The organism is Clostridiales bacterium (genome assembly GCA_015243575.1).
In the GTDB taxonomy this organism is placed as follows: Bacteria; Bacillota; Clostridia; order Peptostreptococcales; family Anaerovoracaceae; genus Anoxybacterium; species Anoxybacterium hadale.
Genome location: CP042469.1, coordinates 3,339,317 through 3,365,044, shown reverse-complemented (window position 1 = coordinate 3,365,044; position 25,728 = coordinate 3,339,317). Strand labels below are relative to the sequence as shown.

Genomic DNA, 25,728 nt, shown 5'->3' with positions numbered 1-25,728 from the left:
ATGGCGGTTGAAAAGCTGACATATAAAGACGCAGGCGTCGATACAAAGGAAGGGGAACGAGCCGTCTCCCTGATGAAGGGGCACGTAAAAAAGACCTTCAACGAGAATGTTCTCACCGGCCTCGGAAGCTTCGGAAGTCTGTTCCGCCTGGACGTGAAGGATATGGAAGAACCGGTTCTCGTATCGGGTACCGATGGCGTTGGAACAAAGCTTAAGCTTGCATTTCTCATGGATAAGCATGATACTGTAGGTCAGGACTGTGTGGCAATGTGCGTCAACGACGTGCTCTGTCAGGGAGCGAAGCCTTTGTTTTTCCTTGACTACATTGCAACGGGAAAAGTGAAGGCGGAAAAGATTGCAGACATTGTAAAAGGAATCGCCGACGGCTGTGTTCTGGCGGGATGCGCCCTTGTGGGCGGAGAGACGGCAGAGATGCCGGATTTCTACACCGAAGGTGAATACGATATGGCAGGCTTTGCCGTGGGCATCGTTGACCGGAAGCAAATCATCGACGGATCAAAGATTCAAGAAGGAAACGTGGTGATTGGAATTGCCTCCAGCGGCATTCACAGCAATGGGTACTCTTTGGTCAGAAAGCTTTTCTTTGACAAGCTTGGCATGAAAACGGATGATTATGTGGAAGAATTGGGAAACACCCTTGGTGAAGCATTGATCACGCCGACCAAGATCTATTCTTCTGCCTGCAATGCGGTTTTGGGGAAAACGACGGTGAACGGGATTGTTCACATCACCGGAGGCGGATTTTATGAAAATATCCCAAGAATTATTCCCGATGGGCTGGGTGTTAGAATTGAACTTGGAAGCTGGGAGCTTCCCGCTGTCTTCCGGTATATTTCGGAACAAGGAAATGTTGAACTGAAGGAGATGTTCTCTACCTTTAATATGGGAATCGGTCTGATGATGATCGTTGACGAGGAGCACAAGGATCTGGCGCTTGCTGTGCTGGAACAGGCGGGAGAGACTGCAAGCGTCATCGGAGCCATCGTAAAGGGGCAGGGAGTGGAAATCGTCGGTCTGTAAACATCACCGGAAGTGAATGGAAGCAGCCGCAGATGCAGCAAGTGAGAAATACAGAAGGATCAAATCGGCTGTGAATCAAGTGGATGAGAAATCCAGACAACGAGAGAGCGGAGAATAACATGGAACAGTCAGTCAATCAGGCGATGAACCAGTCAAATCAGCCAGCCAACCAGTTCAATACATTAGAAAAGCGCACTGTGAAGATTTCCGTGCTGGTATCAGGCGGGGGCAGCAATCTTCAGTCGGTGATCGATCACATTAAAAGCGGATTCCTTGACCAAGCAATTATTGTTCAGGTGATCTCCAGCAGCGCGGATGCCTATGCTCTGGAGCGGGCAAAGAACGAAGGTATCCCCGGAATTGCGGTGACAAGGCAGCAGTGGCCGGAAGAAGAAAAAAGGAATGAAGAAATCCTGAGACTTTTGACAGAAGCCGGGACGGACTTGATTGTTCTGGCCGGATATATGAGCATTTTGAGCCCGGAACTGATCTCGGCCTATAGTGACCGAATCATCAATATCCATCCTTCGCTCATCCCCAGACACTGCGGCAAAGGATATTACGGAAAACGAGTTCACCGTTCCGTGCTGGAGTCAGGTGACTTAAAAAGCGGTGCGACGGTTCACTATGTGGATGAGGGGATTGATACGGGACGGATCATCCTTCAGGAAACAGTGCCGGTAGAGCCGGGAGATACAGAGGATTCCTTAGCGGCAAGAGTCTTGGCGGTGGAGCATAAAATCCTGCCCAGGGCCGTCAAGCTTTTTTGTGAGGAATACCTCAAAGGAAAATAATTTAGATAACATAGAAGCAAATGGGTTCGTGTCGTAAGGCACAAATCCAATGATATAAAAAAGAGTAAGGGAGGAACAGTAATGAGAGCATTGATCAGCGTGTCTGACAAAACAGGAATCGTGGAATTCGCCCAGGAGCTGGAACGGCTTAGCGTAAAAATCATATCCACAGGAGGTACCGCAACAAGGCTCAGAGACAACGGAGTTGAGGTAATGGGAATTTCTGATGTGACAGGGTTTCCCGAATGTCTGGATGGCCGAGTAAAAACACTTCATCCGGCTGTTCACGGCGGAATTCTTGCTATGCGGGAAAAACCAGAACATATGAAGCAATTAGAAGACCTGAACATAGAGACCATTGACATCGTTGCCATCAATCTCTATCCCTTTAAGGAAACCATCTTAAAACCCGGCGTTGCGCTGGAAGATGCTATTGAAAACATTGATATCGGGGGACCCACTATGCTTCGTTCAGCAGCCAAAAACCATAAAGATGTGGTGGTGATCTGTGATCCCGGAGACTATGGACAAGTGATCCGTGAGCTGGAAGAAACGAAAACGGTATCCTATGATACAAAATATAGACTGGCACTGAAGGTATTTGAGCATACTGCCGCTTATGATGCTATGATTTCCGATTACCTGAGAAAGCAGATTGAAGGGGAGCTTCCTGACAATCTCACCCTAACCTTTGAGAAGGCTCAGGAACTCAGGTATGGAGAAAATCCGCATCAGAAGGCATACTACTATAAGGAAATCAAACCGTGGGAGGGCGCATTGGTTCATGCGGTTCAGCTTCATGGAAAAGAGCTTTCTTTCAATAATATCAACGATACCAATGGCGCACTGGAAACCTTAAAGGAATTTGAGGAGCCTGCCGTTGTTGCGGTAAAGCATGCCAATCCCTGCGGCGTCGGTGTTGGATATGATGCCTTTGATGCTTATGTGAAGGCTTACAAAGCGGATCCTGTTTCCATCTATGGAGGAATTATTGCTGTTAACAGGCCTGTTGATGAGATGACAGCTGCAGAAATCAATAAGATCTTCGTGGAAATCGTCATCGCTCCCGACTTTACGAAGGAGGCACTGGATATCCTGACGCAGAAAAAGAATATCAGGCTGCTCAAGCTGGATCACATTCTTGCAAAAGCACCGAAGGATACCATCGATATCAAGAAGGTCAGCGGCGGGCTTTTAATTCAGGAGGCAGACCACAGCCTATATGATGAAGCGGAAATTAAGATTGTTACCGACCGGATTCCCACCGAGCGGGAGATGGAGGATATGAAGTTTGCCATGAAAGTGGCAAAGCATATCAAATCAAACGGAATCGTTCTCGCAAAAGACGGGAAGACCATCGGCATCGGACCGGGACAGACCAACAGGGTCTGGGCCATTGAAAACGCTATCAGGCAGGCGACGGAAAGCACGGAAGGAGCAATTTTAGCTTCCGATGCATTCTTCCCCTTCGACGATAACGTCGTCGCCGCAGCAAAAGCGGGAATTACGGCTGTCATTCAGCCTGGCGGTTCGGTACACGACGAGGATTGTATCAGAAAGGCCAATGAAATGGGCATTGCAATGGTCTTTACAGGTGTAAGGCATTTCAAACATTAATTGCATATAGAAGATAATCGCAGTTTTGGTATGATCCTTCGGGTTTGGCCGGAGGATCATACGCCAAAACTGCAGGGAAGCAGGAGTTCAAATGAAAGTTTTAATCGTAGGCGGCGGCGGGCGTGAGCATGCTATCGCATGGAAACTGGCACAGAGCAGCAAGGTGGACAAGCTTTATTGTGCTCCCGGCAATGCGGGGATTGCTGAGGTTGCAGAGTGCATCCCTGTCAGAGCAGAAGATATCGATGGGATTTGCTCCTTCGCAGCGGAAAATAAGATTGATTTGACGGTCATAGGGCCGGAAGTACCGCTTTCTTTAGGAATTGTGGATGCACTTGCGGAAAGAGGGCTGGCAGCCTTCGGGCCAAATCGGAAGTGCGCTCAGCTTGAGGGCAGCAAAGCGTTTACAAAGGCATTTCTTGCAAGGCACAGCATTCCCACGGCAGGATATCGGGAGTTTTCTGATTTAGAGGAGCTCAAAAAGGCGGTGGGGATTTTCGGATATCCTATGGTCATTAAGGCAGATGGCTTGGCCGCAGGCAAGGGCGTTGTCATTGCAGAGGACAGGGAAACCGCTCTCAACGCAATCGAGCAGATCATGGGAGACAAGGTTTTCGGCTCTGCAGGAGACAAGGTTGTTGTTGAGGAGTATTTAACGGGAATTGAAGCCTCTGTTCTGTGTTTCGTAGATCGCAAGACCATTGTGCCAATGGAATCCGCTCAAGATTATAAGCGGATTTTTGACGGGGATCAAGGCCCGAATACAGGTGGAATGGGTACCTATTCTCCCAGTCTCATCTTCGATGAAAAACTGGAAGCGCAGATCAGGGAAAGGATCCTGGAGCCCACGTTGAAAGGCTTTCAGGAGGATGGTCTTGATTTTAAAGGAGTGCTCTTTATTGGCCTTATGATTACCGAGGAGGGGCCCAAGGTCATTGAGTTTAATAATCGCTTTGGGGATCCGGAAACCCAGTCTGTCCTTCCCAGAATGAAATCTGATTTGTTGGATATTATGGTCGCAGTGACAGAAGACCGTCTGTCGGAACAGACTATTCTCTGGAGTGATCAGAAGGCGGTTTGTGTTGTCATGGCATCAGGCGGATATCCGGGAGATTATGAAAGAGCGAAAGAAATCAAAGGATTGGATTCGGTCGATAAGGATGTGCTGGTGTTTCACAGCGGAACCAAGAGAAGATCTTCTTCATCTGTGATTTTAACTGACGGAGGAAGAGTTCTCGGGGTCACTGCATTGGGCAGCAGCCATGAAGAGGCCAGACAGAGGGCATATTGCAATGTGGAGCGGATTTCCTTTGAAGGTGCGCAGTATAGGAATGATATCGGCAGGCTGAACAAACGATAAGCAATCCGTGGTCCACCATCAGCGGAGGCTGAAATCAAATTTAAATTTAAAATAAACACCGGCGCCAAAATTATAAACTTATTGGCGCCGGTTTTTGCTATAAGAGATTTGGCCGATCCTGATCTGCATCGGCCTTATAAAATATTTTGGCAGCATCCGGTGAGACCGTTTTAAACGCATAGGATAATTCCACATTCTTCAGGAGAAATGGCTCAAAATAATGAGGCAGCACCATTTTTCCCTGCTTCTTTTGAAAGCCTGCATTCAATAGAAGAGACTCGTTTCTGCCTGCCACCACAAAATCCAGATACTCCGCATTCTTTTCGTAAAGAAGATCTTTCAAGAGGCGATAAATGCCCAGAATCCCTTCTTCTTTGCCGATAAAATCAACGATTCGGATGCAGCATGCTCCGCCGCTGCGGCATAGCCTTGTTACAAGGATACACTGGATGGAATTCCCGGAAAAAGCGCCATAAATGTCATATTGATAGACCGGATGCCGGAAAAAACGGTTGAGATAGTATCGGATGCTCTTATACCTTGGAAGGATCAGACCCTCAGCAGCGGCTCTGAAGTGCTCCTCATCCAGTGGTTCCAAACGGCAGCCACAGTCTGAGGAAACAGGTGCAAGGTCGGTCAAAGGACAGTCGCCAGTTCCTTCGTCCATTAAGGGCAGGTTGCCGGCTACTTCTTCTGCCAAGGGGCGAGGCGTCCTTATTATATCAGCAGAAAGCTGCTCCTTCACTTGCTGGCTTGGAAGGAAGGCCGCTTCAGAACAAACCATCTTATAATCCGAGATATGATCATTCAGGATAAAAAAATGATCCATCAGGCCAGTTTCAAACCCCCAGCTCTTATAAATACTCAGGGCAATATCACTGATGCCAATAATGGAGATGGTTTCAATTGGTATGGCTTCCTTCAGATAATAGTATAACGAAATCCCCAGGCCCTTAACATGCACATCATCACGAACCTTCCAGATGCAAGGCCATAGCTGCGTTTCCTCGATGTGGGGATCAAATTGAGACGGAAATACAAAACCCAGAATGGAGTGGATTTCGCCGCTTTCACGATGCTTGGAAACTACAAAATTGTAACGATCATTTTCTTTGTCGTAGTGCTGCCAGTCCAGAAGCTCTTTGGAGTGAGCAAAAATATGCCCTTTCTTCCAGTGGGTGTCTATAAAGCGCTGAAGTTCCGGCGCTTCGTCCGTCCTGCAGAATCTGATATCATATGCATCATCCAAAGCGTGAATATATTCTTTGCTGTTCAATTCCTTCAGGATATCCTCCATCATATTAGCCTCCCTTCTATTTCGGAAAATCTGGTGCTGATAGGGGGAAAGTCGTTGGTATCATATCGGGGGATCATGAAAGGATTATCCGTTCGTGTGTCCGCCCTCCTGACGTCAGCTGTGAAAGCCAGCTTGCAGCCCTTGCTTTTCAGCAGCCGGATTACCTTCTGGCTATAGGAACTATAGGGATAACACATTGTCCAGCAATCTTGATGAATGAAGTCGCCCATACAGTCAAACGCTTTTGAAAAATCTGCTTCTAGTTCGGGACGTGTAAGATTCCCAAGCCAGTCATGATCGTAACCATGCAGACCAATATGCATGCCCGAATCCCTCATTTCAGAAATCTGTTTTTGGTTGAGATACAGCTCTCCTGCAAATGTCTCTTCTGTCATTTCAACATACTTCTCAAAAAGTTCGCTTGAAAGCTGCTTTCGAATTTCCTTCGGAAGGACAGTTTGGAGCATTCGTTTGAAAAAGATCGTTTCCTTCTGATCAAATCGGTTTGCATGAGCATAGGTGTCAAATAACTCCTTTGCGGGGGGAAGAAGGACTCCTTTCTGACGAAAGTCGTCGATTCGTTGAAGCAACTCAGCGGTCAGTATGGCGATGTCTGCGGAGGCCAAGGTGAAGTGTATCTTATTCACATCGAGGAGCTTTTGCTCCATGAATGTCTTGCCTGGGATAAAAAAAGAGCCCTGAAGCTTCTCTTCCCTGAGAATCGGGAAGACGTTTGCAAAATGATCGGAATATCCGTCATCAAAGGTGAGAAGCAGCGCTCTTTGGGGGAGGGGCGTTTTATCATGAAATGCCCGTACGACATCTTCCATCGTCACCGGCACAAAATGTGCTTTTAGAAACTGAATCTGAACTTTGAAGAGATTCAGGTCCAGCCCTTTTATATCTGGGAACCTGCTGCGTGCAAGGTCACGGACATAATGGTACATAATAATAGATAGCTCACTCATTTGATGTCTCCTGTTATATCAATTTCTGTGATGCTATATACTATTCATGCTGTCTGATTCCGGTCAATTGCAGCTCGATTTTACATGCTCACGCAGTTGAGCTTCCTTCCCTCTGTGAATGCGGCTAAATTTGATACTGCCGTATTGATGAGACGCGATCGGGCTTCTTTTGTGTTCCATGCAATATGTGGTGTTATGATGCAGTTTGGGATACCAAACAGGGGACTGCCCTCTCTGGGTGGTTCTGCAGATAGAACATCCAGGCCTGCGGCTGCTACTTTTCCCGACCTCAGTGCCTCCGCAAGATCAGCATCGTTGATCAGGGGACCTCTGGCGGTATTTAGTATGATAACGCCATCTTTCATCGTTTGAATGGAACTGCGGTTAATCAAACCACGGTTTTCCTCTGTTAAAGGGCAGTGAAGACTTATGACATCAGCCTGAGCAAATAATTCCTGCTGCGTTGTAAAGACGATCCTTTCACTTTCAAAGGAAGGGTCTGGATGTTTGCTTGCGATGAGCACCCGCATACCCAGCGCTTCTGCGACCTTGGCTACATTTTTTCCGATACTTCCGAACCCGACAATTCCAAATGTTTTGCCCCAAAGCTCCATTTGCGGTGTTCTGGTAAAGCAAAAATCTTCTGATGACTGCCACGCGCCAGAGTGTACGGCATCGCTGTGAATTCTCACCTGATTGCAAATTTCAAGCAGCAGTGAAAAGGTCAGCTGTACAACAGAATTGGTTGAGTAGGCGGGGATATTTGTAACGGGGATACCATGTTCTTTGGTGTAAGCCAAATCCACATTGTTGAAGCCCGTAGCGAGAATCCCGATCCATTTTATATTAGGACAAGCTGCCAGGACTTCTTTTGTCAGGAGGCATTTGTTGGTCATGATAATGTCTGCATCGTCAATACGTTCGATAACGAGTTCCGGTGGTGTCCGGTCATATACGGTGAACTCACCAAATTCTTTCAGCTGATCCCAGCTCAAATCCCCCGGATTGACGGTATAACCATCTAAGATAACAATTTTCATAGCTTCCTCCTGTTCTTTCAATGAATTCGGGTGTGCAGCAAGGTGACGATGCTGCTTGCGTCCATGGTATAATCATTGTAAAATGATAGAGCATAATAACGTGATCTACAGTTTTGAATCATATTAAAAAATTCAATATAATTATAGCAAAATATTCATTTGAATTATAGGGACTTAGGGAGGTTTTTGGGATGATTGATATCGTACCAGTAAAATATGAAGACGGGAAAATGTTGATCCTGGATCAGACGCAGCTGCCGTGTGCAAAAGAATATCTGGAATTGAAGACAAAAGAAGATATTTGGGACGCCATCTACAAGCTGAAGGTTCGCGGTGCCCCGGCTATCGGGGTGGCAGCGGGTTATGGGCTGTATCATTCGGTTAAGGATCTTGAAGCAGGCAGCTATGAATCGTTCCGCAGGCAGTTCATGGAGATCAAAGAGTATCTTGCATCGTCCAGACCTACCGCCGTGAATCTGTTCTGGGCGCTGGACAAAATGGAAGCCAGCCTGATCAAAGCAAAGGATCTATCTGTTGCGGATATAAAAGATGTGTTGCTGAAAGAAGCTGAATTGATTCGTCAGGAAGATGAAGAAGCGTGCAAGGCGATGGGAGAATACGGTCTTTCCCTGCTGAAACCGGGAATGGGAATCCTTACCCACTGCAACGCAGGAACCATCGCTACCGCAAAATACGGCACCTGCCTTGCTCCTTTGTATCTTGGCCATGATAAAGGCTATGATTTTAAAGTATTTGCAGATGAGACACGTCCTCTGCTGCAGGGTGCACGACTTACGGCGTGGGAGCTGAATGAGGCAGGGATCGACACAACACTGATCTGCGATAACATGGCATCTATCGTGATGAAAAACGGTTGGGTAGACGCAGTTGTGGTTGGCTGCGATAGAATGGCCGCCAATGGGGACGGTGCAAATAAGATCGGAACCTCAGGCGTTGCCATCCTAGCACACGAGTACGGCATCCCATTTTATATGTTTGTTCCAACTTCTACCATCGATTGCAATACAAAGTCCGGCGCAGAGATTCATATCGAGCTTCGAAACGGGGAAGAAATCAGTACCCTTTGGTATATAAAACCCATGGCACCGGAAGGGATCAAAACCTATAACCCCGCTTTTGATGTAACAGATGCGAAATACATTACAGCGGTTGTTACAGAGAAGGGCATCCTTTACCCTCCTTATGAAGACAGCATCAGGAAGCTTTTTGAGCAGGAAGAAACAAAGTAAACGATAAAATATCCATCTGAAAATGGATTTTACTTACAGGCGCGTACGATTTGAATATGACCGTTTATTCTGTATGATTGGTCTATAAATCCAGCGCCTTTTATCGTGGTTATAATTTCATGGGGTGAATAAAACTTTACGTCACCCTCTTTTAATAAAGGGAGAAATGGATTGCAGGCAACTCGAATGACAGTGGGATAATACACCTCAGCAATATAAATCGTTGCATCTTGCTTTAATACACGGTAAGCCTCCTTGGCGAAATTTTTAACATCTGGAAAATGATGATATGCGGCGCAGACGGTAATCGCATCAAATGTATTATCAGGATAAGGTACTTGTTCACAGCTTTTAAATAGAAAGCTTGTAGACGAACTGCCACGAGGTGACAGCTTACAAAAGGGATGACAAAAGTTATGAAAAGTGCTATTGTAATGTGGTCAAATTTAATGAAATTGAAAGTGTGTGACTTATGGATGTACTAAAAAATAATGCAAAAAAAATTGCAGTAATGGGTGCCGTGGCTGCGTCCTTTTCCGCTATCTTTGTTCGACTAGTGGATGTTCCGCCTGTTGCCATCGGATTTTATCGGCTGACGTTCTCTGTTCCCTTCTTCGCGGCAGCAGTCTTGATGCGCTATCGGAAAGAGCTTCTTGCGGTTAAGGGCAGACAACTGGCAGGTTGTATTCTGGGGGGACTGTTTCTAGCAGGACATTACTTCACTTGGTTTACCGCAATCTCCCATACAACGGTGGCAAGTGCAGTGGTACTCTGCAATCTCAGCCCTATCATTATCCTGATCTTCACCGTTCTTGTTTTTCGGGAGAAGACCAATGGAAAAGCCGTAACGGGAGTGGCCTTAGCCCTCATCGGTGCTGCGGTTATCGCTGGCGGCGATTACAGTTTTGCAGGAAACGCAATCTTTGGAGATATTATGGCGTTCTTGGGGGCGTTATTTTATTCCTTGTACTTTCTTGTAGGCCGAACAATGCGAAAAGGTATTAACGCAGCAGTTTATATTTTTATCGTGTTCTTTTCCTGTTGGCTTGCTTTTGGAATCGGTATGGTTGCAACGGGAACTCCCTTCACAGGGTACTCGGTCAAGGATTACCTGTTTTTATTCGCCTTCGCCATGGTATGCCAGATCGGTGCCCATGCGGTATTCAACTGGTGCCTGGGCCATGTTTCACCTCTCTATATCTCAACCATCGAGACAGGAGAATCCATCTTTGCGGCTGCGCTTGCAGCAGTCTTTTTCTCTGAGATTCCGACTTTGTGGCAGTGGATTGGGGGCGGAATCGTAATCGTAGGTTTGCTTTATTATCATTATCATGAAGAGGACAACCCGGGGAAAAAAGAATGATGCCGATACTTCAGCAGTGGTGCTGATTTGGATCGGTCTAGTTTTGAGAAGGCCCCATTTCGGCTTGATTTTGCGCAGGTACTGATGCGCAGGTATTGTATGAAGTGCAGGATTGTGCTAAAATATAGGCCTGTAATCAACTTTTGGACAAGGAGTGACTTATGTCATATAAGATAAAACTGGATATCTTTGAGGGCCCTTTTGATTTGTTGGTGTATCTCATAGAAAATGCAAGGATGAGCATCTACGATATCCAAATTTCCGAGATAACGGATCAATATGTCAAGTATATTGAAGACATAAAGTTGCTGGATGTGAATCTCGCTACGGAGTTTATGGTTCTTGCGGCTGCACTGATTGAGATTAAATCCAAATTGCTCCTGCCCAGAATGAAACCCGACGGTGACGGGGTGATTGAAGAAGACCCGCGAACAGAGCTTGTACAAAAGATTTTAGAGTATAAACGATTTAAGGCAGCGGCTGAGCTGCTGGAGCAATCGGAAGAGGATAACCAGCGAATTTTTGAAAAGCCGAAAGAAGATCTTTCCCCATATACAAAGGAACCGGATGAACTGCTGAATTTGGATATAGGCCAGTTTATGAAGGCATTTAAGATGTTCCTTCTCAAAAAGAAAAAACTAGAGGAAATCAGGAAGAATTATACAAGGGTAGAACGACAGAAAATCACCATTGAATCAAAGATTGAATTTATTATAAATCTGTTCCGTTCCAAAGAACAGAGACGACTCAGCTTTAAAGAACTGCTGACGCCTGGAGCGAGTCGCTATGATCTTGTTCTGACCTTCGTTTCCATGCTGGAGATGATCCGGCAGAAGAGTATTTCTGTACGGCAGAGTGTAAATTTCGGCGAGATTCTGGTCAGCATTGCTGACAGCGAACCGGATGGCGGCAGTGAACTGCAGGAGGAAGGAGAAATCGTTTCATGACAAGTAAAAAGACAATAAAATCTGCATTTGAATCCATGCTCTTTGTCTGGGGCGAGCCTCTTGACGTGAAAGTAGCCGCTGAAATCTTCAATATGAACTGGAAGGATGCTTATGACTACTTTAAAGAGCTCCAAAAGGAATATGAAAAGGATGGCAGAGGCATTCAGATCAGGGAAATTGATAAGAGTTTTCAGCTCTGCACAAATCCGATTAACAGTGAGTATATCGAACGGCTCTGTACGCCGGTAAAGGAAAAAAAGCTTTCTCAATCTGCACTGGAGGTGCTGGCCATCATTGCCTATAAGCAACCAGTGACAAAAGGGGAGATTGAATCTATTCGCGGTATCAAATGCGAGCGGGTTATTGAAGGGCTGGTGAAAAAGGATTTGGTGACAGAAGCAGGAAGATCTTCCGGCATCGGCCGTCCCATTCTTTACGGAACAACCCCAGCCTTTTTAAAGCATTTTGGCTTCAAAGATCTGAGAGAGCTGCCGGATATTGACGATATCGGAAGCGTGGTTCACGAGGAAGAAGAAGACCCTCCGGACAGTTTGGACCTGCAGCAGATATCCATCGATTTTATAAAGGTGTAAATAAATCGCAAAAGGACTTAGGTATGTACTACCTTGGAAAACCAGAAAAGCATATAGCGCTGTAAGATCTACAGCGATGTATGCTTTTTATATGGCTTTCAAAAGTTATGGTAGATCTCCCAAGCAATATAACTTTCAATTACCATTAAAATTTGATTTAACAAGAAAAAATAATACAGCCCGGTTATTCGGAATGATTAACCGATTTCTGAAATTAATCTTGAAGCAGAAAAAAGTAAGTTGAGGATCTTGAGGTATGGACACGGTACGGCTGGCGCCTTTGGGCTAGCATGGGGGTTTATGTCGGGTATATCACTGAGATATCTGACCGCAAGCTTTATATCGGAGTGAATTCAATTCTTTCTTTGGTATGGCAAAGGGGAGGGTGCTTTCTTCAACTACAAAATCCCCTGCGATGTGGAAACAATAGATGATTTATTTTGTAAAATGAAGTGGAGCGAAATTAACCTGGCCGGAAGAACCTTTCAATATGACGCTGTAACTTTCAACAGTAGTGTGTGGTTTTTTCTACATTTAAATTCCATTTTTGATGAATTCTGATATAATACAAAATATGGAAATGCTAATAAGTTATGGGAGTCCTCTATCCAAATAAGCGGCATAATAGCGGATTAGAATCCAAGAGGAACAAACGTTAATGTAACGTGTAATCAGGAACATGTGATATTATGAAGAATCAATATGAGAAAGCGTTTTTCAACGCCTATATCATGATACATCAGAAAAGTATTGAACGGTTTATAGCTTCTTACATAACATCAAATGAGGATGCGTTGGATATTGTTCAGAATACCTTTGAATGTGCATGGAAGAAAATGCATCAGTTGAAGGATCCTGAAAAGTCGAAGAGCTGGATTTTCTCCATTGCATATAATGAAATCAGGATGTTTTATAGAAAACGAAAGCGTGATCTCTCTTTTGTTTGTGATTCCTATAGTGAGAACGATATTGATGAAATTGAAGACAAATCAGATAATTTTGTGGAAGAATTCAACAGACAGGAGGACTATCAGCGATTACATGCTGCAATAAAATACCTAACTGCAAAGAACAGACGTCTGATCTTGCTTCGCTATGTAGAAGAACTGTCTTTGAAGGAAATTGCAGATGTTCTTAATATTAACTATAATAGTATGCGGGTATATATTTCACGTGCAAAACAGGAATTAAAAGAGATCTATCATGGTTTGGATGCTGAGGACTTAAAATATGGTACAAAGTAAGCTGTGTTCTAAAGATTGGACGAAATCAGACGAAGAATTAAAACGGGCGATCAATCAAGTATTGGAAAAAGACCCGGAGTTATTTGCGCCACAAATGAAGGGTGGGGTGGATTACTATTTTCTTGAGAGATCAAGGTCAAAGCCACGCTATCAGAAGTTCCTTGCTGTTGTAGCCTCCTTTCTCCTAATTGTTGTTATGTCAGGAGCGTTTGGTCTCTGGCTGAATCAGGAATCTGCGGTAGCGGCGAAATTTGAACTAGAGCGGATATTGCATAATCTACAGGGGAGGTTGTCGGCGGACGATGATTCGACATATTCCATAGAGGAAGGCACGGCGGAATTAACAATCCACTCCCCCGATCATATTGACAGGGCAAGAAAGTTTCTCCCGAAACTAATCTTTCCAGAAACAGGACCGACTGGATATGTTTTTAAACAACTCGTGATACAAAAAGGTACTGACAATGGTTGGACAGTATCGATTCTATATGATAACGCTGAGGGTGAGGCATTAAGTGTAAGCTACATGAATTTTGAACAGGAAAGTTCAGTGGGCGTTTCCTATAATGGAACTGTGGAAGAGGTCCAGTTGGATGGAATCACGGCTTACTCTTGGAGTGAAATAACAGGAACTTCAGTTCTAAATTTTGTGAATCACAATATCATTTTTACCATAAGCAGCACAAAAGAGAATGATGAAGAAAAACTTTTGGCCGTTGCCCGTCAGTTTCTTTGATTGTAAAAAATAGATTAGAAGCAGATAAAAATCATAATTAAATTTTGAGCCGGGTGGAAGATAACCCGGCTATTTTCATGTACTTCTAATAGTTTTGGTTAGGAACTCTTTATCGTAGTTAATCGGGAAGTCTTGGTACTACTACAAAATATCTACAAGATTTTTCTATTTTTTACATATCATATTTGTATCATTTCATTTTGATATGCATCTAACAAACAAAGGGGTTTTTTACCATATTAATATTCTGGAGGTTCATAATGAATAAAAATTTATCTTTAGGTACTTTTTGCTTAGCTATTTTACTGATTTTGGTCGTTAGCTACACTCAAACAATATGTGCTTTTGGCTTAGGGTATCAATCTCAGAGCATATCTACATATACGATTACCTTCAAAGCAACAGGGGAAGTCACGGTTTCGGCAACCTCGTCTGAACCATTATGTAAAAAAATTGTATCTAAAATTACATTACAAGAAGCGCCAAAAGGAGCTTTGTCCTTCAATGATTCGTCTCAATCGATCAGAACAAAAACAGCTAATGGGAGAACAATAAAGCACAGCACTAAATTTTCTCTGGAGAAAGATATGGATTATAGAGTTAAGGTTAACTTGGCTGAACATATTGATGGTGAGACTGTTTCACGGACATATTATAAATATTTATAGTTAGGAAATCTGAGATCCGTGACTGTATTAATTGATTTAATCAAAATGGAGGGATGTGTATGTGCAGGGCCGTTTCGTATTTGTAAGTTATATCTTTTTAACGAAGGAGAAAATAGCAATGAAAAAAACTTTAGTATTTTTACTTATATTGGCTTTATCTTTTGCAGCAACTTCAGTTGCCTTTGCTTCAGAAAGTGATACAATGAAAAGTAATGCACTTTTAGATAAAAAAGCTGTTCAATCTGCTGCAAAATCGCTGAATGTCTCTGTAGAAGAGATAGAGGCAGTTAATAATGTGGCTCTAATTCAAAATACGCTGCAACGTATGGATGACATTAAACCAGTAGTAACAATAGTGGAAAATGATGATTCTATCATCAGAACTGAAACGAAAACTTTATATCTTGATAAAAATAAAAAACTGCCAATAGTGCAAACAGCCACTTATACAACATTTAAAGATAGTGCTGGGTTGTTGTCGACAAATAAGCGATATTTTGCAGATAATGCTATACTGGCTGTAGGTAGAGCTTATCAAAGAATTGATTATAACGAAAGGGTTGAAGCTATTAACCGAATTTACACAACAATTACTAATGTGAAAGCGTATACTACTGGAATTGGTCCGGACTATGGGGTTGATACCGATCACAGCGATGATGAAAGGCTGAATTCATGGGCAGATACCTTATTCACGGGTAATGTATTGTACCTAAACTTCTCTTTAGAGTGTTATTCACAAGCAAATGCTCACGGAATTTTTACATCAAAATGGACTGTACGCCCATAATTGAATGTAACATTGAAATAGAAGAAGGGAGAATGAAATGGCTGATAATTTAGGAATGCCAGTTGGGAGTATTATAGTATTGATATTAATAATAACAATATTATGTACATTCCTTTATACAATGATCAGGTTAAATGTATTCCTTGATTTAAAGATACGTGAACTGCGGGCTAATTTAGGCTACTCATCAAATAAACAAAATAAATCATAGTCTGCATGCAGAGCCCTTCTTTCATAATTTTACAGTCGGAGCCTCTTCACCGATGATTTTGGTGAGAGGCTCTTTATAAATTGACCCCTTGTAATCACATGCGGTCTGATCTTCATTTTTTCATTGCTTTTACGGTTTATTTCTTTAGACTAATTATAAAAGCACTCAAATTGTATATGAAACATGAAACTAAAATTTAAAGTTGGTGATAATCTGATGCTCAAGAAGTTAAACGGCATTGTACTCTTTGCCTCCTGTTTCCTTGCAGGGATACTCATTTCGCTGCAGCTTAATATGGTACAAAATACGGATGGAGTAGGGCTTATCCCGATACATGTGGCAAAGGCGTATGAAGAGCAGCTTAGCATCATTAGAACGGACAAAGAACAGGCTAAGCAGAAGCTTGCGGAAGCCGAAAGCAAAATGACGAAGCTGGAAGAACAAATCATCAGTGGAAATTTAGTCTTAAAGTCGAGAATGGCAGAGCTGGAAACATATAAAATGAGTGCGGGAGTCTATGATGTAGAAGGTCCGGGAATTACGATAACAATAAAAGAGCCCGAATATATAAAAGAGCTCGATATTCTGAGTGAATATATCCCCGAAGGGGGAAGTGTGATACTGTTTGACTACGACTTGCTGGTGAACCTTATGAATCATTTGAAACGTGCAGGTGCGGAAGCTATTTCCATCAATGGGCAGCGGATTATTGCCACAACAGAGTTTAACTATGTGAACAATGCAATTTATATCAATAGGTTGCCGACCGCACCACCATACATCATCAAAGCTACCGGAAATCCCGATACAATGGAGTCTTTGCTTACCCTTCGGAAGGGCATCCTTGATGTGATGAAAAATCAATACGGGCTGCAAGTACGTTTAGAGAAAAATGAACGGATAGAAATTCCAAGGTATAGCAATCATATTAAATATAAATATGCAGAGCCTGAAGAATAAAGCGTGATTGTTCAAAAATTTCATCAACATAATATTACCAAGCATATCTCTTTTGTCGTTACGAAAAATAATGCAAAGGAGATTTTTTTATGAGGAAGATGATTATTGTAGTACTGATCGTCCTGATTTCCGCTTTCGGCATGCCGGCCTATGGGGAACAAGAGGTCTCGGCACCGCAGCCGCCGGGTATCTCAGCCCAGACTGCGATCATGATTGAGGCGAAATCCGGAGAAGTGCTTTATGAGAAAAACGCAGATGAAAAGGCATATCCGGCCAGCATTACCAAAATCCTGACCGCGCTGCTTGCCATAGAAAACGGAGACTTGGATAAGAAGGTTAAGATTTCGCCCAATGCGTCCGGCGTGGAGGGATCTTCCATATATCTTGAGGTGGGAGAAAAAATTGCACTGCGGGATCTGGTCTACGGACTGATGCTGCGTTCAGGAAATGATGCGGCTATCGCAATTTCTGAGGAAATCGGAGGCAGCAAAGATGGGTTTGTTGAAATGATGAATCGCAGAGCGAAAGAACTCGGTGCTGCCAATACCCATTTTGCAAATCCCAATGGCCTACATGATCCTGACCACTATACCACTGCAAGAGATATGGCCCTCATAGCTCAGGCTGCTATGAAAAATGAAGAATTTAGAAAAGTTGCTGCTTCGAAGAGCTGGGAGACCAATCGAGGGGAAGGAAAATACAACTATTTTTATAATAAGAACAAGGTTGTATACCAATATGACGGGGGAAACGGGATCAAAATCGGGTATACCAAGGCTGCGGGAAGAACTCTGGTGGCATCCTCTGAGCGAGACGGTATGGTATTGATCTGCGTTGTGATGAATGCACCGAACTGGTTTCAGGATACCTATCAGCTCATGGACTATGCATACTCGCAGTATGTGACTGCAAATATTGCTCCGGGACAGCGCCCGTTAAAAGCAGTAGGAATTCAGGGCGGAGATAAGAACTTCGTGCTGATCGGACCAAAGGAAGATATTACCTGTCCGGTGAGAAAGGATTCTGACAGCAAAATTTCCATCGAATATGTTCTGCCTCAAAAACCAAAGGCGCCTGTATCAAGATGGCAGGAAGCCGGGGAACTGAAAATTTATGTAGACGGTACTTACCTCTATTCCACGCCACTCTACTATATGGAGGATGTGGAATAAACGACAGAGTAATTTTCAAACAATCCAATTTCAAGTCTGATCAAAAGTAGCAATTTCTAGTGGCTCGCAATATCATAATACAGTGTACTGGAACGGCGGATTCCGCCGTTCCTCCAATTTAATGCCGCGAAAACTATTATAAGGAAACACTGATTGATTCCATGCGTACATCTGCGCAAATTCCATTAAATCAGAGCTTCCCTAAGTGCGCGGCAATTTCAATTGAAATCAGTGGATTTGAAATGGGGGCAGTGTAATGAGCTACGGTGCTTTAGATGCGAGCAAATCCGTGCCAACTCAAAATATAATGAATTGTATCGATGCGGGAACGGAAAACTGCCCATGCTATCTTGCGGTGACGGGAGATTGTCTGGTATGCAGCAGGCTGCAGGGGAAACATTACTGTGACTGCGAATGGCATGGGGTATGTATCTATAATGAATTTATACAGGGAAATCGCAAGGTGAATAATCCGAGACAGGATTTTGAAGCGAAGATTGTCAGTAAAAAGCTATATAAAGAGGACTTGGTTGTCTACGTACTTGACGTAGGCAAAGGTTTCGCAATGAAAGCCGGGAGACCAGGATCCTATTTATTTGTGAAAGCCCGCGGTGCTTCCGGGTTTTATGATATACCAATTTCGGTGATGAAATCAGATGTAGAGCAAGGATATGTACACCTTGCGATCAAGGTGATTTCGACAAAGACAAAGGCGCTGATGCAAGAAGAAGAGAAGCTGTTGGTAAGAGGCCCGTACCGTAACGGAATTCAGGGCTTATCAGCAATCTTGGCAAAACGAAAAAAGGAGACGAAGACACTGATTATTGCAAAAGGGATCGGAATTGCGCCGGGTATCTTGATTAATCAAGCACTTATGGCAAAAGATCACATCGATATGATTATCGACACAGAGAAGATCAGCGACGAACTGGTAAGCGACTATATGGACGATGAAGCACAGTCAGCAATTGGAACAATTAAATACATGGCACTTGCTGATGAAGAGGCAGAGCAGGTGATGGAATCAATGATGAGAGTAAAAGGCTACGATAATGTGATCCTTTTGGTCTCAGATTATTATATCGAGAAGCTGGGCGCTCTGACAAAGAGGATTCTTCCCTCTGCCAATCTGGCCATGAGCAACAACTTCCATATCTGCTGCGGAGAAGGATTGTGCGGTTCCTGCACGGTGGATATTCCCGGCGGGAAAACTATTAAAATGTGCAAATGCCAATTTCATTCCAAATCCTCTTTATAGATAACCATTCTTCCTTTACCAGTCCGTTTCGAATGGTAAAGTGCTTTGTCAGCGTGTTCAAGAATTTGTTCTGAAGTCATTCCTTTTTTCCATAGGGCGACTCCCATGCTGACGGAAACAGAGACGGAACATCCGTCTTTGGTCTTGATACGCTGCTTTGAGACCTCTTTCAGCAGCCACTGACAGACAAAGGATGCATACTCCAGATTGGCTTCGGGCAAAACAATGATAAATTCATCTCCGCCGTAACGGGCGCAGCAGTCTACAGATCGGGTGCATATTTGAAGAATATCAGCTACCTGTTTTAATACACAATCGCCGAAGTGGTGGCCGTATTCATCATTAATGAGTTTAAAATCATCGAAATCTATCATAATCAGCGGAAAGGACTTCCCGTTTATGGTAGATTTTTTTATGAGCTGGTCAAGAAAACGCTCTTCGAACCCCTTGCTGTGTAAGCCGGTCAGATAGTCGTTCTCCATGAAAAAAAGGTTCATGGAAAGTAATTTGTAGATGATCAGTGAAGTAATAAGGATAAACAGAATGGCGTTAATCACAATCAGTTTTTTGATGCCTGAAAGTGACCTGTAGATTTGCTCTGCTGAGACATCTACGCCCACATGGGCGACGGCTTCTCCGGTATACGGGTCACGGATAGGGGCAACGCCGGTCAAAAGCTCTCCCCAGTCAGAATCCTTTACGATAGAAGTATAATTTGGCTTTTTTTCTGCATAAGTCTTCTTCTCCACTGCATCCAGATCATCCTCAGAGCCGATGGGAGAAAAGAGTACACTGCCGGGAGATTCTCCGTCAAACAGATAGACCATTTCTTCATCGGAAATCCGTTTGCCGCAATAGACAAATTTGACGTTGGACTGTACGTTAATTTCCTGGAAAATTTGCTGCATCTTTATATAATAGGATTCATCATAATTCCCTTCCTCGTAGTTTTCAACCTCAAGAAGATTACGGAATGAGGCATAATCCTGCTGGATAATCTTAGCCACGGCAATGGAGACCCCCAGCGCCTTCCGGCCTCGTTCCTCCACCAGCAGATTTTGAACGCTGTTGTAAAGATACAATGAGGAGATGAGGGATACTACGGAAACAATTACGATCGTTATGTACAAGAAGATCATTCTAGAGCCGCTAATCTTTTTCAACCGGATTCTCCTCCTTGAAAAGATGGGATGACTATATATTACCATATCAGAGTTTTGAAAACCATACAAAATCTAAGAAATTAAGGGAAATGTGACAGCAAATGGCGAATTCCCGATTGGATGCAATAAATGATCAAGATTTGGAGAATAAACATTTCGTGCAAATAATAAGATGAGATAGGGTAAAAGGGGGGACGGTAATGGATTGGGATGAGACGAAGGGAAGACAGACGGGTCAAGCAAGCGGTCCGAATCATGATGAGCAAAGCGGCTTAGAACTGTACGGGAAACGTGAATTGTCTGAACCAGGTGGAGTCTATGAGAGACTTCCTATTTTCACACTAGAAGAGCTGGCACAATATAATGGGCGGCAGGGGCGACCTGCCTACGTTGCAGTCAACGGCATTGTATACGATGTAACGGGATTTTCCACATGGGGACAGGGTTTTCACTATGATATGGTTGCAGGTACCGATGTTTCCGAAGTCTCTCTGAGATGCCATAATCATGCCATATTAGAGCGCCTGAACATCGTGGGAAGGCTGGTGAGGTAATATGGCCGGCTTATCCGGTATGAAAATGGTATGGCTGGAGCTGAACGGCTGCTCTGGAAATATTATCTCGCTTCTGGATGGAGCGGACCCGGGATTTGACTATATGATTTCTGAAATGGTTGAGCTTGTGTATGAGCACAGCCTTATGTCAGCTGAGGGAGAAGAAGCTTTGGAGCATCTTTTTGCCTTGATGGATCAGGAGTTTATCCTTGCGGTGGAGGGAGCGGTTCCGTTGAAAAACGGGGGACGATACCAGATTGTGGGCAACTGGCAGGGCAGGTCAATCACTGCTCTTGAAATGATACAGCTGCTTGGGGAGCGTGCACGGTATGTGATTGCGGTAGGGGCATGTGCTAGCCACGGCGGAGTCTCAGCGGGAAGACCGAATCCAAGTGAGAGTGTGGGGATTCAGTCAGTTCTTCAGCGGCGTGTGATTCAGCTTCCGGGTTGTCCGTGTCATCCAGACTGGTTTCTTGGGACACTGGCCCATTTGATTTACTTTGGCGAGCCGCAGCTGGATGAAGAGGGACGGCCTGTGTTTATTTACGGGACTTCCATTCATAGGCGCTGCGAGAGACGATCCTATTTTGATCAGGGCATTTTTGCTACACAGCTGGGAGAACCCACCTGCATGTTCATGCTGGGCTGTCGCGGACCCATGACGACTACTGACTGTCCTATCAGAAAATGGAATGAGCGGATCAACTGGCCGGTTCAAGCCAACACCAACTGTATCGGCTGCGCTCAGTTTGGTTTTCCTGATGTAATGGAACCCTTCGTCCGGTACTTTACACTAGAGACTGATAGGGAAGGAGAATTGGTGGAGGTGCTGGAGGATGAGTGAAAAAATAATTCTAAACCCAATTACAAGAATCAGCGGATTTATGGAAATTGAAGTTACGGTGGAAAACAGACGTATTATTGATGCAAGAACAAAAGGACAGATGTTCAGGGGGTTTGAGATGATGCTGCAGGGCAGAGCACCGCTGGATGCTATCTATTATACTGAACGGATTTGCGGAATCTGCTCTACTGCTCACAGCCTAGCGGCAACCATTGCCTTGGAACAGGCATTTGGTGTAGAACCCACGATACAGGGGCGGTATGTCAGAGACTTTATGCATGGCTGCGAATTTTTGCAGAATCATATCAGACATTTCTACCAGTTCACAGTGCCGGATTTCGTAAAGATGCCGGAAAACTATCCGCTGTATCAGACCAACTTCAGAGATTTTCGACTGCCGAAGGAAACGAATGATGTGATCGTCCAGCATTACTTTGACTCCCTGCCGCTTAGCAGATCTGCCCATCAGCTTCTGGCATTATTCGGAGGGAAAGCACCGCATAATCATGGAATTTTCATGGGAGGGACCACTGCGTCGATCAATGCAGACAGCATTGTAAAATGCCAATCAATTCTAAGGGAAATCGGTGATTTCATAGAAAATGTGATGATTCCAGACGCGGGGACCCTGGCACGGTATTATCCGGATTATTATGAGAACGGGACAGGTTATGGAAATCTTTTGAGTTTCGGATGTTTTGATTTCTATCCGGAGCTGGGTACGCTGTATGTAGAACCCTCCGTATCGGTAGATGCGGCTGCCGGCGGCGCAGTGCGAACGCTTGACCCTCGCAGAATTACAGAGGAAATCGATTATTCGTGGTACACGGATTCTCTGGATACCTATACGCCCTTTGAGACAATACCGATGGATGATCAAAATAAGGAAGGTGCTTATTCTTTTATCAAAGCATCCAAAATGGAAAACTTGAGCTTTGAGAGCGGACCTCTTGCCAGGCAGTGGCTCAGCGGCGAGTATCGCCGTGGAATTTCCACCATGGACCGATATATTGCAAGGGTAATGGAAGCAAAGAAAATACACGAGATCCTTTTGGTTCTACTTGATCAGATGATTCCTGGACCCACTGGACAGGCGCCATATCTCACACCCAATGCAGCCAGAGGCCAAGGGCTGACAGATACAACCAGGGGCGCCTTGGGTCATTGGATCAAAATTGAAAATAGCTTGCTTGACTTTTATCAGATCATTACACCATCGGTCTGGAATCTTTCTTCTCACGGTAATGACGGCACGCCGGGGACTGCAGAGAGAGCACTGATCGGTACCGAACTGGCAGACGAAGACCGTCCTTCTGAAATAGGAAGAATCATACGATCCTTTGACCCTTGCGTTTCCTGCGCCACCCATGTATTCTATCCCAATAAGGAACCGAAATTCATTACGGTGGTGCCGTGAAAATTGAGACTGCATTAGGAAGGCGAGCCATGGAAGATGAGGCTGCGCTGAAAAGCGGTGCCATGAAGCCCTTAACAGTGCTGGGAATTGGGAACCGGCTTATGGAGGATGACGGTATTGGCAACTACGTAGTAAAAGAGTTGCGAGACAGAGAGAGTTTTCCGATGCTTAGGCTGGAAGAGGGGGAGACCGATACGGAATTTTGCCTTGATGTACTGGAAGAGACAGAAAGAATCATACTCATCGATGCGGCGCATACGGGAAACCTGCCGGGAACTGTTTCCGTTTTCCAAATGGACGATGAATTTTTCCGTGGTGTGGCGGAAGCTGCTATGGCGCATAACTATAGCATCTTGCAAGCGATGAAAACCTATGGCTGCGAAAGGGCAGGGCTATTGATCGGAATTGAAGCGGCCTCTGTGAACTGCCGAATCGGGCTGTCTGAGGTGATGAAGGAAAAGTTTCCCCGCATCGTTGATGTGGTAGCTGGGCATATTGAAAACTATCTACTATAGGTACAGCTTTTGAATAATAGGGTCAGGCTCTGAATGTTGGGATTCCCTGCCAAAAACTTTTCTGTACTCAGAGGGAGGCATTCCTGTCTGCTTTTTAAAGGCCTTGCAAAAATAATTGGCATTGGAATAACCGCAGGCCCCGGCGATGATTTCAAGTGGGGTATCAGCACCGGACAGCAGCATACCGCGGGCGTGGTACATGCGGATATGGATCAAATATTGTCCGGGAGAGATCCCGGTTGCTGCTGTAAATAGGCGGATCAGATGCGGCTTAGTCACTTCCAGCTGGTCTGCGAGTTCATCAATCCCATAGAGAAAGGCGAAGTTCACTTCGATAAGAGAGATTGCGTCACGAACCAAGGCTGGGAATGATTCCTTTTGGCGCTGAGATAAAAAGATGACTTGCTCCATGTTATTCCTGTTGTTCCTTTCCAAAGGCTTGCGCAGCTGTAATATAACCCTAGTTTGTGTCTTGCTGGAAATTTGAAAATGCCCAAGACACATTTAGGATGAATCAGTACCCCCTAATTATAATCAATTTTAAAATACATATCAATATTTTACCCTCAAATATCAATAAAATGCACTTGTGACGAATTACAGGCCATGCTAGACTGAACTTGATAAAAACAGGAGGTGGTTTGGATGGCCAATATTTCACTTAAAAACATTAAGAAAATCTATCCGGGCAATGTTGTTGCGGTGCAGGAATTCAATCTTGAAATTGAAGACAAGGAATTTATTATATTAGTCGGACCTTCCGGCTGCGGTAAATCAACAACGCTTCGTATGATTGCCGGGCTTGAGGATATTTCCGAGGGTGAACTGTATATAGGGGATGCACTGGTTAATGATGTAGCTCCCAAGGACAGAGATATCGCAATGGTATTCCAGAATTATGCGCTATATCCCCATATGACTGTCTACAAAAATATGGCCTTTGGACTGACCTTAAGAAAAATGCCGAAGGAAGAAATCAAACAGAAGGTGGAAGAAGCCGCAAAGGTACTGGGAATCGAGAACCTATTGGAGAGAAAGCCAAAGGCTTTATCCGGGGGACAGCGTCAGCGTGTTGCTCTAGGACGTGCAATGGTAAGAAATCCCGCAGTATTCCTTTTGGATGAACCCCTTTCCAATCTGGATGCCAAGCTGAGAAATCAGATGCGTTCCGAGATTTCCAAACTTCACAAGAAGCTGGGAACCACGTTTGTATATGTAACCCACGATCAGACCGAAGCCATGACCATGGGTGACAGAATCGTCGTTATGAAAGACGGCTATATTCAGCAGATCGATACGCCGCAGAATCTTTATAATCATCCGTGCAACCTATTCGTTGCAGGCTTTATCGGCTCGCCTCAGATGAACTTTATCAATGGTACCATTGTAAAGACCGGCAGCGGCTTTGCAGCGGAGTTCGCCGGTATCAGAATTGCTCTGCCGGAAAGCAAACAGCAAAACCTGGCAGCCTATGCAGGCAAAGAAGTCGTGTTTGGTATCAGGCCGGAAGACATTATCGTTGGCAAAGAGCATGCAGAAGCAGTTGAAATGAAAATTGACTTGGTGGAGTTGATGGGTGCTGAAATATATCTCCACTGCGATCTTGCCGATAATCGGATCGTAGTACGTACGCCTGTGAATGATACCTGCAAAGCAGATACTGTGGTGAGCTTTACGATCAACACTGAGAAGCTTCACATTTTCGACAAGGAAAGCGAAGCTGTCATCAGCAATTAATACTATAATGAAAGAAATTGTTAACAGCCGAAACACATATGTAGTTTCGGCTGTTTTTGTCAAGCGCTTAAACGAAAAAACAAATAAACATGAAAATCAAAATAATCAAAAATATTGAAATAAATTATCATGGATTGTGAAAAAATTAACCTTATTGTAGCCGAACTGTGATATACTGGAAATAACCTA

26 protein-coding genes are annotated in these 25,728 nt (G+C 44.3%); 20 read left to right on the top strand and 6 right to left on the bottom strand.

All coding sequences use genetic code 11. The annotated features are described in order from the left end of the window. The 4 genes from FRZ06_14915 (at nucleotide 1) to purD (ending at nucleotide 4,812) form a co-directional block, all read left to right on the top strand. Entirely contained in the window at nucleotides 1-1,041 is a 1,041-nt protein-coding gene (locus FRZ06_14915; GenBank protein QOX64539.1) for a phosphoribosylformylglycinamidine cyclo-ligase, read from the top strand. A gap of 197 nt (nucleotides 1,042-1,238) precedes the next feature. Continuing rightward, complete coding sequence (locus tag FRZ06_14910) at nucleotides 1,239-1,835, top strand: phosphoribosylglycinamide formyltransferase (GenBank protein QOX65958.1); 597 nt, start codon at nucleotides 1,239-1,241, stop codon at nucleotides 1,833-1,835. 81 nt (nucleotides 1,836-1,916) lie between these two features. After that, the gene (purH, locus tag FRZ06_14905) at nucleotides 1,917-3,452 is read left to right on the top strand and encodes a bifunctional phosphoribosylaminoimidazolecarboxamide formyltransferase/IMP cyclohydrolase (GenBank protein ID QOX64538.1); all 1,536 of its coding nucleotides are present in this window, start codon (nucleotides 1,917-1,919) and stop codon (nucleotides 3,450-3,452) included. A 91-nt stretch (nucleotides 3,453-3,543) separates the two neighbouring features. Further along, complete coding sequence (gene purD, locus FRZ06_14900; GenBank protein ID QOX64537.1) at nucleotides 3,544-4,812, top strand: phosphoribosylamine--glycine ligase; 1,269 nt, start codon at nucleotides 3,544-3,546, stop codon at nucleotides 4,810-4,812. A 97-nt stretch (nucleotides 4,813-4,909) separates the two neighbouring features. Here purD and FRZ06_14895 read toward each other — a convergent pair whose 3' ends face one another. The 3 genes from FRZ06_14895 to FRZ06_14885 all read right to left on the bottom strand — a co-directional run bounded on the left by FRZ06_14895 (nucleotide 4,910) and on the right by FRZ06_14885 (nucleotide 8,117). Beyond that, nucleotides 4,910-6,112: a hypothetical protein gene (locus FRZ06_14895; protein ID QOX64536.1), complete on the bottom strand. Its 1,203-nt coding sequence runs from the start codon at nucleotides 6,110-6,112 to the stop codon at nucleotides 4,910-4,912. Then, entirely contained in the window at nucleotides 6,109-7,077 is a 969-nt protein-coding gene (locus FRZ06_14890; GenBank protein QOX64535.1) for a polysaccharide deacetylase family protein, read from the bottom strand. Before FRZ06_14890 ends, FRZ06_14895 begins: the two co-directional genes overlap by 4 nt. Nucleotides 7,078-7,157: 80 nt before the next feature. Then, on the bottom strand, nucleotides 7,158-8,117 hold the full coding sequence (locus FRZ06_14885; protein QOX64534.1) for a D-2-hydroxyacid dehydrogenase: 960 nt from the start codon (nucleotides 8,115-8,117) through the stop codon (nucleotides 7,158-7,160). 191 nt (nucleotides 8,118-8,308) lie between these two features. Here FRZ06_14885 and mtnA point away from each other — a divergent pair, with 191 nt between their 5' ends. Next, nucleotides 8,309-9,367, top strand: a complete 1,059-nt coding sequence (gene mtnA / locus FRZ06_14880) for an S-methyl-5-thioribose-1-phosphate isomerase (GenBank protein ID QOX64533.1) — start codon at nucleotides 8,309-8,311, stop codon at nucleotides 9,365-9,367. Between the two features lie 29 nt (nucleotides 9,368-9,396). Here the strand turns inward: mtnA and FRZ06_14875 are convergent, their stop codons facing one another. Further along, nucleotides 9,397-9,759 carry a methyltransferase domain-containing protein gene (locus FRZ06_14875; GenBank protein QOX65957.1) on the bottom strand — a complete coding sequence of 121 codons (363 nt, stop codon included), beginning with the start codon at nucleotides 9,757-9,759 and terminating at the stop codon, nucleotides 9,397-9,399. Between the two features lie 80 nt (nucleotides 9,760-9,839). Here FRZ06_14875 and FRZ06_14870 point away from each other — a divergent pair, with 80 nt between their 5' ends. The 10 genes from FRZ06_14870 (at nucleotide 9,840) to FRZ06_14825 (ending at nucleotide 19,309) form a co-directional block, all read left to right on the top strand. Then, the gene (locus FRZ06_14870; GenBank protein ID QOX64532.1) at nucleotides 9,840-10,730 is read left to right on the top strand and encodes a DMT family transporter; all 891 of its coding nucleotides are present in this window, start codon (nucleotides 9,840-9,842) and stop codon (nucleotides 10,728-10,730) included. A 161-nt stretch (nucleotides 10,731-10,891) separates the two neighbouring features. Beyond that, nucleotides 10,892-11,677 (top strand): chromosome segregation protein ScpA, encoded by a 786-nt coding sequence (locus tag FRZ06_14865; protein ID QOX64531.1) that lies wholly within the window; start codon nucleotides 10,892-10,894, stop codon nucleotides 11,675-11,677. Then, nucleotides 11,674-12,270, top strand: coding sequence for an SMC-Scp complex subunit ScpB (scpB, locus tag FRZ06_14860; GenBank protein ID QOX64530.1), 597 nt, complete (start codon nucleotides 11,674-11,676; stop codon nucleotides 12,268-12,270). The genes FRZ06_14865 and scpB overlap by 4 nt, the downstream gene beginning before the upstream one ends. A 689-nt stretch (nucleotides 12,271-12,959) precedes the next feature. Next, entirely contained in the window at nucleotides 12,960-13,514 is a 555-nt protein-coding gene (locus FRZ06_14855) for a sigma-70 family RNA polymerase sigma factor (GenBank protein ID QOX64529.1), read from the top strand. After that, the gene (locus FRZ06_14850) at nucleotides 13,501-14,250 is read left to right on the top strand and encodes a DUF4367 domain-containing protein (GenBank protein QOX64528.1); all 750 of its coding nucleotides are present in this window, start codon (nucleotides 13,501-13,503) and stop codon (nucleotides 14,248-14,250) included. The genes FRZ06_14855 and FRZ06_14850 overlap by 14 nt, the downstream gene beginning before the upstream one ends. 260 nt (nucleotides 14,251-14,510) lie before the next feature. Continuing rightward, a complete protein-coding gene (locus FRZ06_14845) occupies nucleotides 14,511-14,918 on the top strand; it encodes a hypothetical protein (GenBank protein QOX64527.1) in 408 nt (135 codons plus the stop codon). A 118-nt stretch (nucleotides 14,919-15,036) separates the two neighbouring features. Next, complete coding sequence (locus FRZ06_14840; protein ID QOX64526.1) at nucleotides 15,037-15,708, top strand: hypothetical protein; 672 nt, start codon at nucleotides 15,037-15,039, stop codon at nucleotides 15,706-15,708. Between the two features lie 394 nt (nucleotides 15,709-16,102). Beyond that, entirely contained in the window at nucleotides 16,103-16,879 is a 777-nt protein-coding gene (locus FRZ06_14835; GenBank protein ID QOX64525.1) for a DUF881 domain-containing protein, read from the top strand. Between the two features lie 89 nt (nucleotides 16,880-16,968). Next, nucleotides 16,969-18,051 (top strand): D-alanyl-D-alanine carboxypeptidase, encoded by a 1,083-nt coding sequence (locus tag FRZ06_14830; GenBank protein QOX64524.1) that lies wholly within the window; start codon nucleotides 16,969-16,971, stop codon nucleotides 18,049-18,051. A gap of 256 nt (nucleotides 18,052-18,307) precedes the next feature. Further along, the gene (locus FRZ06_14825; protein QOX64523.1) at nucleotides 18,308-19,309 is read left to right on the top strand and encodes a hypothetical protein; all 1,002 of its coding nucleotides are present in this window, start codon (nucleotides 18,308-18,310) and stop codon (nucleotides 19,307-19,309) included. Here the strand turns inward: FRZ06_14825 and FRZ06_14820 are convergent. After that, nucleotides 19,288-20,517 carry a diguanylate cyclase gene (locus tag FRZ06_14820; protein ID QOX64522.1) on the bottom strand — a complete coding sequence of 410 codons (1,230 nt, stop codon included), beginning with the start codon at nucleotides 20,515-20,517 and terminating at the stop codon, nucleotides 19,288-19,290. The genes FRZ06_14825 and FRZ06_14820 overlap by 22 nt on opposite strands. A 155-nt stretch (nucleotides 20,518-20,672) precedes the next feature. Here FRZ06_14820 and FRZ06_14815 point away from each other — a divergent pair, with 155 nt between their 5' ends. From FRZ06_14815 to FRZ06_14800, 4 genes are read left to right on the top strand one after another with little or no spacing between them, the layout of a single operon-like run. Then, nucleotides 20,673-21,026, top strand: coding sequence for a hypothetical protein (locus FRZ06_14815; GenBank protein QOX64521.1), 354 nt, complete (start codon nucleotides 20,673-20,675; stop codon nucleotides 21,024-21,026). 19 nt (nucleotides 21,027-21,045) lie between these two features. Then, nucleotides 21,046-21,870, top strand: coding sequence for a hydrogenase small subunit (locus FRZ06_14810; GenBank protein ID QOX65956.1), 825 nt, complete (start codon nucleotides 21,046-21,048; stop codon nucleotides 21,868-21,870). Beyond that, nucleotides 21,863-23,287 (top strand): Ni/Fe hydrogenase, encoded by a 1,425-nt coding sequence (locus FRZ06_14805; protein ID QOX64520.1) that lies wholly within the window; start codon nucleotides 21,863-21,865, stop codon nucleotides 23,285-23,287. The genes FRZ06_14810 and FRZ06_14805 overlap by 8 nt, the downstream gene beginning before the upstream one ends. 29 nt (nucleotides 23,288-23,316) lie before the next feature. Next, complete coding sequence (locus FRZ06_14800) at nucleotides 23,317-23,802, top strand: hydrogenase maturation protease (GenBank protein QOX64519.1); 486 nt, start codon at nucleotides 23,317-23,319, stop codon at nucleotides 23,800-23,802. On the opposite strand, the gene FRZ06_14795 is transcribed toward FRZ06_14800, so the two are convergent. Next, a complete protein-coding gene (locus FRZ06_14795; GenBank protein ID QOX64518.1) occupies nucleotides 23,797-24,306 on the bottom strand; it encodes a helix-turn-helix transcriptional regulator in 510 nt (169 codons plus the stop codon). The genes FRZ06_14800 and FRZ06_14795 overlap by 6 nt on opposite strands. 141 nt (nucleotides 24,307-24,447) lie before the next feature. Between FRZ06_14795 and ugpC the strand changes: the two genes are divergently transcribed. Beyond that, nucleotides 24,448-25,539 (top strand): sn-glycerol-3-phosphate ABC transporter ATP-binding protein UgpC, encoded by a 1,092-nt coding sequence (ugpC, locus tag FRZ06_14790; GenBank protein ID QOX64517.1) that lies wholly within the window; start codon nucleotides 24,448-24,450, stop codon nucleotides 25,537-25,539. The last annotated feature ends 189 nt before the right edge of the window (nucleotides 25,540-25,728 follow it).

Bases quoted from the DNA above. Each gene is read 5' to 3' on its own strand.
- FRZ06_14915 (QOX64539.1), top strand. From the start codon at position 1: ATGGCGGTTGAAAAGCTGACATATAAAGACGCAGGCGTCGATACAAAG.
- purH (QOX64538.1), top strand. From the start codon at position 1,917: ATGAGAGCATTGATCAGCGTGTCTGACAAAACAGGAATCGTGGAATTC.
- purD (QOX64537.1), top strand. From the start codon at position 3,544: ATGAAAGTTTTAATCGTAGGCGGCGGCGGGCGTGAGCATGCTATCGCA.
- FRZ06_14895 (QOX64536.1), bottom strand. From the start codon at position 6,112: ATGATGGAGGATATCCTGAAGGAATTGAACAGCAAAGAATATATTCAC.
- FRZ06_14890 (QOX64535.1), bottom strand. From the start codon at position 7,077: ATGAGTGAGCTATCTATTATTATGTACCATTATGTCCGTGACCTTGCA.
- FRZ06_14885 (QOX64534.1), bottom strand. From the start codon at position 8,117: ATGAAAATTGTTATCTTAGATGGTTATACCGTCAATCCGGGGGATTTG.
- mtnA (QOX64533.1), top strand. From the start codon at position 8,309: ATGATTGATATCGTACCAGTAAAATATGAAGACGGGAAAATGTTGATC.
- FRZ06_14870 (QOX64532.1), top strand. From the start codon at position 9,840: ATGGATGTACTAAAAAATAATGCAAAAAAAATTGCAGTAATGGGTGCC.
- FRZ06_14865 (QOX64531.1), top strand. From the start codon at position 10,892: ATGTCATATAAGATAAAACTGGATATCTTTGAGGGCCCTTTTGATTTG.
- scpB (QOX64530.1), top strand. From the start codon at position 11,674: ATGACAAGTAAAAAGACAATAAAATCTGCATTTGAATCCATGCTCTTT.
- FRZ06_14855 (QOX64529.1), top strand. From the start codon at position 12,960: ATGAAGAATCAATATGAGAAAGCGTTTTTCAACGCCTATATCATGATA.
- FRZ06_14850 (QOX64528.1), top strand. From the start codon at position 13,501: ATGGTACAAAGTAAGCTGTGTTCTAAAGATTGGACGAAATCAGACGAA.
- FRZ06_14845 (QOX64527.1), top strand. From the start codon at position 14,511: ATGAATAAAAATTTATCTTTAGGTACTTTTTGCTTAGCTATTTTACTG.
- FRZ06_14840 (QOX64526.1), top strand. From the start codon at position 15,037: ATGAAAAAAACTTTAGTATTTTTACTTATATTGGCTTTATCTTTTGCA.
- FRZ06_14835 (QOX64525.1), top strand. From the start codon at position 16,103: ATGAAACTAAAATTTAAAGTTGGTGATAATCTGATGCTCAAGAAGTTA.
- FRZ06_14830 (QOX64524.1), top strand. From the start codon at position 16,969: ATGAGGAAGATGATTATTGTAGTACTGATCGTCCTGATTTCCGCTTTC.
- FRZ06_14825 (QOX64523.1), top strand. From the start codon at position 18,308: ATGAGCTACGGTGCTTTAGATGCGAGCAAATCCGTGCCAACTCAAAAT.
- FRZ06_14820 (QOX64522.1), bottom strand. From the start codon at position 20,517: ATGGTAATATATAGTCATCCCATCTTTTCAAGGAGGAGAATCCGGTTG.
- FRZ06_14815 (QOX64521.1), top strand. From the start codon at position 20,673: ATGGATTGGGATGAGACGAAGGGAAGACAGACGGGTCAAGCAAGCGGT.
- FRZ06_14810 (QOX65956.1), top strand. From the start codon at position 21,046: ATGAAAATGGTATGGCTGGAGCTGAACGGCTGCTCTGGAAATATTATC.
- FRZ06_14805 (QOX64520.1), top strand. From the start codon at position 21,863: ATGAGTGAAAAAATAATTCTAAACCCAATTACAAGAATCAGCGGATTT.
- FRZ06_14800 (QOX64519.1), top strand. From the start codon at position 23,317: ATGGAAGATGAGGCTGCGCTGAAAAGCGGTGCCATGAAGCCCTTAACA.
- FRZ06_14795 (QOX64518.1), bottom strand. From the start codon at position 24,306: ATGTGTCTTGGGCATTTTCAAATTTCCAGCAAGACACAAACTAGGGTT.
- ugpC (QOX64517.1), top strand. From the start codon at position 24,448: ATGGCCAATATTTCACTTAAAAACATTAAGAAAATCTATCCGGGCAAT.